7 protein-coding genes are annotated in these 7,062 nt (G+C 71.1%); 5 read left to right on the top strand and 2 right to left on the bottom strand.

Annotation, left to right across the window (positions count from 1 at the left end; translation table 11 throughout):
* A partial coding sequence (locus BH719_RS09555; RefSeq protein ID WP_009743309.1) for a 2-oxoglutarate dehydrogenase E1 subunit family protein occupies window positions 1–259 on the bottom strand: 259 nt, incomplete at its 3' end.
* Between the two features lie 293 nt (window positions 260–552).
* Between BH719_RS09555 and BH719_RS03200 the strand changes: the two genes are divergently transcribed.
* The 4 genes from BH719_RS03200 (at window position 553) to BH719_RS03185 (ending at window position 4,775) form a co-directional block, all read left to right on the top strand.
* On the top strand, window positions 553–1,872 hold the full coding sequence (locus BH719_RS03200) for a hemolysin family protein (protein ID WP_009743308.1): 1,320 nt from the start codon (window positions 553–555) through the stop codon (window positions 1,870–1,872).
* A complete protein-coding gene (locus BH719_RS03195) occupies window positions 1,869–2,900 on the top strand; it encodes a hemolysin family protein (protein ID WP_009743307.1) in 1,032 nt (343 codons plus the stop codon). The genes BH719_RS03200 and BH719_RS03195 overlap by 4 nt, the downstream gene beginning before the upstream one ends.
* A 334-nt stretch (window positions 2,901–3,234) precedes the next feature.
* Complete coding sequence (locus tag BH719_RS03190) at window positions 3,235–3,987, top strand: M23 family metallopeptidase (protein WP_009743306.1); 753 nt, start codon at window positions 3,235–3,237, stop codon at window positions 3,985–3,987.
* The gene (locus BH719_RS03185) at window positions 3,984–4,775 is read left to right on the top strand and encodes a glycerophosphodiester phosphodiesterase family protein (protein WP_009743305.1); all 792 of its coding nucleotides are present in this window, start codon (window positions 3,984–3,986) and stop codon (window positions 4,773–4,775) included. Before BH719_RS03190 ends, BH719_RS03185 begins: the two co-directional genes overlap by 4 nt.
* Before the next feature lie 491 nt (window positions 4,776–5,266).
* Here BH719_RS03185 and BH719_RS03180 read toward each other — a convergent pair whose 3' ends face one another.
* Window positions 5,267–6,685: a sodium:proton antiporter gene (locus tag BH719_RS03180; protein WP_009743304.1), complete on the bottom strand. Its 1,419-nt coding sequence runs from the start codon at window positions 6,683–6,685 to the stop codon at window positions 5,267–5,269.
* Between the two features lie 195 nt (window positions 6,686–6,880).
* Between BH719_RS03180 and BH719_RS09800 the strand changes: the two genes are divergently transcribed.
* Window positions 6,881–7,062: hypothetical protein (locus BH719_RS09800; RefSeq protein WP_216818693.1), on the top strand; the 182-nt coding region annotated here is incomplete at its 3' end.

Genomic DNA, 7,062 nt, shown 5'->3' with positions numbered 1-7,062 from the left:
GCGGGGTAGTGCCGTCCCCGGGCGCGGGAGTGGTGCGCGCTGCCCCGATCCCTGCCCCCGCCTCGGGAAGGACCGGCGCTGCCCCGGCCCCGGGCGCGGTGGGCATGGCGGGCAGTGGGGAGCGCAGCTGCGGCGGGGCGCTCTCGGTCGAGAAGTAGGCGCGCCAGGACTCGTCGAGCTGCCCGGGGTCCCGCGCGTAGAGGTCCCGCATCTTCGCGATGTACCACTGAGGATCGGGGTGTTGTGTGGAACTGGGCACTGTCTCCTCCGGTTGGTTCTGCCCCTCGGGGCCCGGCACTGGTGGCGGTGGAGTCAATTGTATGAGTCCCGTGAGCGTTTTCACTGTTCTTTTACGACACTTGGCCGCTCCCTTCCCTCCCCTTGGGGGGCGCGCGGGTGAGCTTTGGCAAAAGGCGCGGGCACAGGGCGCAGGGGGCCGGATCGGCTCGTTAGACTGGTGCCCATCATGGACAGTGGCACACCAGGGTATTCGTCCCCGCCTCCGCGCGCCCGGCGCGCGCAGCGCACCGAGGGCGTCGGCGGGGGGCAGCAGTGGCGACCGCGCTGATGCTGGTCCTGGGGCTCGTCCTCACCGCCGGGACGTTCGTCTTCGTCTCAGCGGAGTTCTCCCTGGTCGCCATCGACCAGGCCGTCGTCGAGAAGCGCGCCGAGGAAGGGCAGCGCGGCGCCGCCCGCGTCCTGCGCGCCACGAAGACGCTGTCGACCCAGCTGTCCGGCGCGCAGGTGGGCATCACGCTGACGACGATCCTGCTGGGCTACACGACCCAGTCCACCATAGCCTCGCTGCTGGAGTCGGCGCTGGGATCGGCGGGAGTGGCCTGGGGCCTGGCGACGGGCATCGCGGCCTTCGCGGCGGCCGCGTTCATCAACGTCTTCTCCATGCTCTTCGGGGAGCTGGTCCCCAAGAACCTCGCGCTCGCCCACCCCATGGACACGGCGCGCGCGGTGGTCCCCTTCCAGATGGCGTTCACCACCGTGTTCGCCCCCGTCATCTGGGTTCTGGGCGGCACCGCCAACTGGGTGCTCAGGCGCATGGGGATCGAGCCCCGCGAGGAGATATCGTCGGCGCGCTCCGCCGGGGAGCTGGCCGCCCTCGTCGAGCACAGCGCCGAGGAGGGCACTTTCGACACGTCCACCGCCTCCCTGTTCACCAACTCGATCCGCATGTCCCGCCTGTGCGCCGCCGACGTCATGACCGACCGCGGGCGCGTGCGCACCCTCCCGGAGGGCGCCAGCGCCGCCGACGTCATCGCCCTGGCGGCCAGCACCGGCCACTCGCGCTTCCCCGTCATCGGCGAGGACTCCGACGACGTCGTCGGCCTCGTGTCACTCAGGCGCGCCGTCGCCGTCCCCCACGAGCGCCGCGCCGAGGTGCCCGTCGTCTCCTCGTCCTTGCTCGCCCCCGCGCCCTCGGTGCCCGAGACCGCGCCGATCGGACCGCTCATGGTGCAGCTGCGCGACGAGGGCCTGCAGATGGCGGTCGTCGTCGACGAGTACGGAGGCGTCTCCGGCATCGTCACCCTGGAGGACGTCATCGAGGAGATCGTCGGCGAGGTCTCCGACGAGCACGACCAGCGCCGCCTCGGGATCCGCCCGCGCCCCGACGGCACCCTGCTGGTCCCCGGGACGCTGCGGCCTGACGAGCTCAAGGCCCGCACGGGGATCGTCCTGCCCGACGACGGCCCCTACGACACCCTCGGCGGCCTCATCATGAACGAGCTGGGCGACATCCCCGCCGTCGGCCAGAGGCTCCAAGTCGACGGCGTCGGCCTGGAGGTCGCGCAGATGCAGGGCAGGCGCGTCACGCAGATCGCCCTCACCCCGCCGCCGGAGCCGGAGGAGGCCGGATGAGCGCGGGACTGGGCATCGCCGTCACCGTCCTCCTGCTGGGCGTCAACGCCTTCTTCGTGGCCGGCGAGTTCGCCGTGACCTCGACGAGGCGCTCCCAGATCGAGCCCCTGGCCGAGCAGGGCAGGCCGGGCAGCCGCCACGCCCTGCACGCCCTGCGGCACGTGTCCCTCATGCTCGCCATCTGCCAGCTGGGCGTCACCGTGGCCTCCACGACCCTCGGCGTCGTCGCCGAGCCCGCCATCGCGCACCTGGTCGAGGCGCCGCTGGCCCGGGCGGGGCTGCCCGGCGCCTCGGCCCACGTCGTCGGCTTCGCCGCCGCCCTGGCGGTCGTCCTCTTCGCCCACGTGGTGTTCGGGGAGATGGTCCCCAAGAACATCTCCCTGGCCTCCTCCGTGCGCATGCTGCTGGTCCTGGCCCCCGTCCTGGTGGGGATCGGGCGCGTCATCCGCCCCGTCATCACGGCGATGGACGCCTTCGCGAACTGGTTCGTCCGCCTGGCCGGGTACGAGCCGCGCGCCGAGATCGCCTCGACGTTCACAGTGGAGGAGGTCGCCACCATCGTCGAGACCTCCCAGGCCGAGGGGGTCCTCGACGACGAGCTCGGCCTGCTGTCCGGGGCGCTGGAGTTCTCCGAGGAGACGGCGGGCTCGACGATGGTGCCCCTCGACGGCCTGGTGGTCCTGCCCGCCTCGGCGACCCCCGCCGACGTCGAGGAGCAGGTCGCCCGCACCGGGTACTCCCGTTTCCCGATCCTCGACGGGGGAGGGGCGATCAGCGGGTACGTCCACCTCAAGGACGTGCTCTACGCCGAGGGCGCCCAGCGCGACGAGCCCATCACCCCGTGGCGGATCCGCCGCCTGGAGACCGTCGGCGCGTCCGACGAGGTCGAGGACGCGCTGCGCCGCATGCAGCGCACGGGCGTCCACTGCGCCCTCGTCGAATCGGAGGGGGAGGCGGCGGGGGTGCTCTTCCTGGAGGACATCCTCGAGCAGCTGGTCGGCGAGGTGCGCGACTCCCTGCAGCGGTGAGGCCCGGGAGCAGGGATCCGGTCGGGAACGGGGCAGGGCTTCGCGGAGGGCCCGGCGACGTGAGGGGACCGGTCCGGTGGGCCCCGGGATGTGGGTGCAACCTCACGGCCCCACGGGCTTGCGCGCCCGCGCTCACCTGGAGGTAGATTATGAGTAAGCGGACTGGCCGACCGACAGCGAACGGGGGACCCGGGTGAGCGGAACCGAGTTGCAATGCCCACTGCCCAAACGCGCCCAGCGGCATCGCGAGGCTTCCACCCCGCGCAGCGGGGGCAGGCCCAGAGGGGGGCACGTCGCCGAGTCCCAGCCGGGGCCGGGCAGACCCCGCAGGACAGTGGGGTTCTTCGGGCACATCGCACGCGCCACCCTGATCGTCGGCCTGGCCGGGGCCACCATCGCAGTCCCGATGACGGGGCGCATCGGATCGGCGACGGCGCTCACGATGCCCGCCATGGCCATGGGCGCCCCGCCCGACCGCCAGAGCTGGGCCGCGGGGCAGGTGCTGCCCAGGGCCTCGATGCTCGAGGGCTCCCTCACCGCGGCGTCGCGGGCGCGGGTGCGCGCCCCCGTCTCCATGGTGGGCTGCGCCTCGAGCGCGGGCGCCGACGGGACCCGGAGCGTCAACATCACCACCGACACCGTCTACTGGCCGCTCGCCGAGGGGTCCTTCACGATCACGTCGCCCTTCATGATGCGCGTCTCCCCGGTGTCGGGCCAACTGCTGCAGCACGAGGGCATCGACATGGCGGCGCCCCTGGACACCCCGGTCGTCGCGGTCTACCAGGGGACGGTCACGGAGGTCGCCGAGAACTCCCGGTCGGGCGCCTACGTCCAGATCCGCCACCAGCGCAAGGACGGCACGGTCTTCTACTCCGCGTACCTGCACCAGTACATGAACCGGATCACCGTGAAGGTGGGCGACCAGGTCACAGCCGGGCAGACCATAGGTGCCGTGGGTAACAATGGGTGGTCAACGGGCCCCCACCTCCATTTCGAGATTCATAATGAGAAGGACGAACCCGTTGACCCCGAGGCCTGGATGGCCGGGGTGCGAGCCATTTATCCCGGTCAGGAGGCCTGCCAATGATTCCCGTCGTGTCCCGCCGCGGCCCGATCGTCCTCGCCCACCGGGGAGGGGGAGCCGAGGCCCCCGAGAACACGATGGCCGCCTTCGAGCACGCCCGTTCCCTGGGGGTGCGCCACATCGAGACCGACGCCCACCTCACCGCCGACGGCAGGGTCGTCCTCTCCCATGACGACGCCGTGGACCGCTGCTTCGACGGGACTGGGCTGATCGCCCAGCTGGACTGGAGGGAGATCTCCCGGCTGCGCCACCGCGAGGCCCCGGGGGAGAAGATGCCGCTGCTGGCCGAGGTCCTCGAGGCCTTCCCCGACATGTACTTCAATATCGACGCCAAAGTGCCCGGCGTCGTCGAGCCCCTCATCGAGGTCATCGAGGAGCACCGGGCGGCCTCGCGCACCCTGGTCGCCTCCTTCAAGGAGTCGCGCCTGCGCGCCGTGCGCACCCGCGGGTCCATCCCCACCTCCCTTGGCACCGAGGCGGTGGTGCGCCTCGTGGGAGCGGCTAAGACCGCCACCGACCCGTCGCGGTGGTGCGTTCCCGGCCCCTCCCAGGGCGTCGTCGCCGCCCAGGTGCCCGCGGGGCTCGGACCCCTGCGCGTCGTCGACCGGCGTTTCGTGGCCGCCGCGCACACCCTGGGGCTCGCCGTGCACGTGTGGACGATCGACACCGCCGAAGAGGTCCTGGAACTGCTGGACTGCGGCATCGACGGCATCGTCACCGAGAGGCCCACGATGGTGCGCGACCTCCTGGATTCGCGCGGGCTGTGGGAGGAGCCCCAGGCTCCCGCGTGAGTGGGCCCGGGCGCCCCTCGTCTTCGAGGGGACGCCGGGCCGGGCGGTTCTGGCGTGCGAGGCGGGGCTCCTCGCGCGCGGTGTGGAGCGGGCAGTGGTCGGGCTGTTCCGCAATGATGCGGCGCTCTCAACGGGGCGCGGCGCCTGTGGGCCGGGTGCGGGCGGTCATTGGGGTAGGCAATGGGTCATTGGGGTAGGCGTTTGTGGGGCCGTGGTGGGGTGCGGGTGGCCATTGGGGTAGGTAACGGGTCATTGGGGTAGGCAAATTGCCTACCCCAATGGGTGGTTCCCTGCCCCAATGCTGCGGTCGCGCCTCGGAGCGCTTCGCGGCGGCCCGTGCGCCAGGAGTCTGCTCTCGCAGCGCTGCCGCCTCGTTCCGAGGCCGCGATTGGTGGGGGAAGTGTGGGCGCGGGTCAGTGGCCTCGCCCCGGACCTGCTGGTCCGGCCTCGTTCGCCCCGGTCGCCCGGGCCCAGGCGCCCCCCGGCGGGTGTCAGCGCTCGCCGGAGAAGTCCGCGGCCCCCTCGACCTTGCCTGCGCGGCGGATGCGCCACAGCGAGTTGAACGCCAGGCCGGCGGCCAGGGCGATGCCGACGCCCCGTTCCACCCAGGAGGTCCCGACGAAGACCAGGGCCATCGCGGCCAGGACGGGGACCAGCAGCGTGAAGGCGTGGGTGATGTAGCCCCCGAAGCTCGGCATCGCCACGCCGTCGGCCTCGGCGACGGACTTCACCATGAAGTTCGGGCCGTTGCCGATGTAGGTGATCGCGCCGCAGAACACGGACCCCAGCGAGATGGGGACGAGGTAGTACTCGGGCACGCCCGCGATGAGGGTGCCGTCGCCGCCGAGGGCTTTGGCCATCTCGAAGAAGGTCATGTACGTGGGCGCGTTGTCGAGCACGGACGACAGGCCTCCGGTGAAGAGGAAGAACGTCATCCGCGTGAGCGGGAGCGACGGGGCGATCTGCTCCAGGAAGCGCAGCGCGGGGGCCATCGTCGCGAAGATGCCGATGAAGAGGATCGCCACTTCGCTGATCGGCCCCCACGTGAAGGCGTTGGACGTGAAGCGGACCTCGCGGTCGGACAGGAAGTAGGACGCCGCCGCCGCGCCGATCATGACGATCTCGCGCCACGGCACCAGCTCTGTCCAGGCGCCCACGTGCCCCTCGGCCAGCGCCTCGCCGTCCCATGAGGGGATGAAGGCGACGGCGGCGATGATGACCGCGAAGAGCAGCAGGTTGAGCCCGCCGCGCAACCGCAGGGGCTTGATGTCCCGGTCGTCGGACTCGATGGCGCTGGTGTCCTCGGAGGCGTACCGGATCCGGTCGATCGAGTAGTAGGTGAGCAGCAGGAGCGCGAGGACGAAGAACCATTCCTTCCACAGGCCGAGCGTCCACGTGAAGGGGACGCCGTGCAGGTAGCCGAGGAAGAGGGGCGGGTCGCCCAGGGGGGTGAGCAGCCCGCCGCAGTTGGCGACGACGAAGATCGTGAAGAGCACGGTGTGGACCCGGTGGACGCGCTCCTTGTTCGTCGCCAGCAGGGGCCGGATCAGCAGCATCGCGGCGCCGGTGGTGCCCACGAACGAGGCGAGGACGCCGCCGACCGCCAGGAAGGCCGTGTTGTTGCGGGGCGTCGCTTTGATGTCGCCGTCCAGGTGGATGCCCCCCGAGACGGTGAAGAGCGCGAAGAGCAGGACGATGAACTGCGCGTACTCGACTCCGGTGGCGATGAGGGGGGAGGAGCCCGCGCCCAGGAACATCCACACGGTGGTGGGCGCTCCGAGGGCGAGGGCGATGATGAGTTGGCTCGAGGCCCGCTCCCACCAGTGCGCCGTGGCGGGGATGATCGGCAGGAGCGCGATGCAGCCGAGCATAGCCACGAAGGGGAGCAGGGACCACCACTGGTAGGTCATGCGAGTTCCTTGTTCGAGGTCAGATGGGTTCCCCCACTCTACGGGAGGCGGGTCCCGGCGTCGTCCGGGTGCGCATTCCGTGGACGCGAATGTGGGGTGGATGACGACGACTTTCGCGCATCAAGTCAAGGAACATTGACATTTTGTGTCAAGCGCACTTGACATTGATGTAAAGGGTGCTGTACATTTCAGGTCATGAGCACAACACGCACAGCCCCAGTTCCCACCGTTCCTACGACCCCCGCCCCCGTCTCGCGGACCAATCGCCGCGATGGGGCGGCCCCCGCCCCGTCTGCTGCGCTTCGCGGCGCTTACGGCGCCCGCGCGGCCGCGCCGACTGCCGACAGCGCCGCCCCGGACGCCACGGCCGCCGCGCA

The sequence above is a fragment of the Pauljensenia hongkongensis genome (genome assembly GCF_001746855.1).
GTDB classification, from domain to species: domain Bacteria; phylum Actinomycetota; class Actinomycetes; order Actinomycetales; family Actinomycetaceae; genus Pauljensenia; species Pauljensenia hongkongensis.
This window is presented reverse-complemented; position numbering and strand designations above follow the sequence as displayed.

Coding starts and splice junctions, on each gene's coding strand:
- BH719_RS03185 (WP_009743305.1), top strand. CDS start 3,984: ATGATTCCCGTCGTGTCCCGCCGCGGCCCGATCGTCCTCGCCCACCGG.
- BH719_RS03195 (WP_009743307.1), top strand. CDS start 1,869: ATGAGCGCGGGACTGGGCATCGCCGTCACCGTCCTCCTGCTGGGCGTC.
- BH719_RS03180 (WP_009743304.1), bottom strand. CDS start 6,685: ATGACCTACCAGTGGTGGTCCCTGCTCCCCTTCGTGGCTATGCTCGGC.